We start from the raw sequence: 1,374 nt of genomic DNA, 5'->3' as shown, positions 1-1,374 counted from the left end.
GGGTCTGTACAGCGAATGGTGGGACTCGGTTGATTGTTTCTATCGGCGTCCGGCGGTGAGCCGGCCGTCGAAGGTGATGTCGAAGGCGTTGAGTGCGGCCTTCCAGCGCATGGTCCAGCGTTTGCGGCCGGTGCCCTTGGGGTCCAGGCTCATCACCGCGAGGTAGACGCACTTCAGCGCGGCCTGTTCCGTGGGGAAGTGCCCGCGGGCCCTGACGGCCTTGCGGATGCGGGCGTTGACGGACTCGATCGCGTTCGTGGTGCACACGATCTTCCGGATCTCGACATCGAACTGGAGAAAGGGGACGAACTCCGCCCAGGCGCTCTCCCACAGACGCACAATCGCTGGGTACTTCTTGCCCCAGGCCTCGCCGAACTCCAGGAAACGCTCCAGGGCGGCGTCCTCGGTCGGCGCGGTGTAGACGGGCTTGAGCGCCTTCGCGATCTTCTCCCAGTCATGCCGGCCTGCGTAACGGAACGAATTCCGCAGCAGGTGAACCACACACGTCTGGACAATCGTCGCAGGCCAGACCGTGTTGACCGCGTCCGGGAGGCCGGTCAGGCCGTCGCAGACCAGCATCAGCCCATCACGGGCTCCGCGGTTCTTGATCTCGGTAAGGACCTGCAGCCAGTACTTCGCGCCCTCGCCGCCGTCGCCGACCCACAGGCCCAGGATGTCCCGATGCCCCTCCGCCGTCACTGCCAGCGCCATATAGACGGGCCGGTTGGCGACCTGGCCGTCCCTGACCTTCACGTTTACGCAGTCGATGAAGACGACCGGATACACGCTGTTCAGAGGGCGGTTCTGCCATTCGGCCATGCCGGCCATCACGCTATCGGTGATCGTGGAGATGGTGCTCTTGGACACCTCTGCCCCATAGACCTCGGCCAGGTGGGCGGAGATCTCGCCGTGGGTAAGGCCCTTCGCGGACAGGGACAGGACCATCTCATCGACTCCGCCCAATCGCCGCTGGCGCTTCTTGACCAGCTGCGGCTCGAACGTACCCGCCCGGTCCCGCGGGACCGTGATCTCCACCGGCCCGACCTCGGTGGTCACCGTCTTGGACCGGTGGCCGTTGCGGTAGTTGTCGCGGCCACCCTCGACCCGTTCACCGGGCTCATGCCCCAGGTGGTCGGTCAGCTCGCCCTCCAGCGCCGACTCAAGCACCCTGCGCGTCAGCTCTGCCAGCAGACCGCCCTCACCGGTCAGCTTCACCCCGCCGGCCTCGGCTCGGGCCACCAGCTCGGCAACCAGACCGTCATCCACAACATCCGGTGCGTCCACGGCGGCCTCCCCGGCCTCGATGCCACTCATCACGTCAGTCATCAACTGTCGCTTCCAGCTCGGGAGTTACACCAGTCACGGTACAGACCC

1 protein-coding gene is annotated in these 1,374 nt (G+C 65.9%); it reads right to left on the bottom strand.

Features of this window, described 5'->3' with window-relative positions; all coding sequences use genetic code 11:
- Positions 1-39 precede the first annotated feature (39 nt).
- Positions 40-1,326 (bottom strand): IS256 family transposase, encoded by a 1,287-nt coding sequence (locus AB0M87_RS33355; protein WP_365859650.1) that lies wholly within the window; start codon positions 1,324-1,326, stop codon positions 40-42.
- Positions 1,327-1,374: the final 48 nt, after the last annotated feature.

It is taken from the genome of Streptomyces sp. NPDC051320, from assembly GCF_040682175.1.
Taxonomy (GTDB): Bacteria; Actinomycetota; Actinomycetes; order Streptomycetales; family Streptomycetaceae; genus Streptomyces.
The sequence above is the reverse complement of the archived record's forward strand: the minus strand, read 5'-3'. Positions and strand labels throughout refer to the sequence as shown.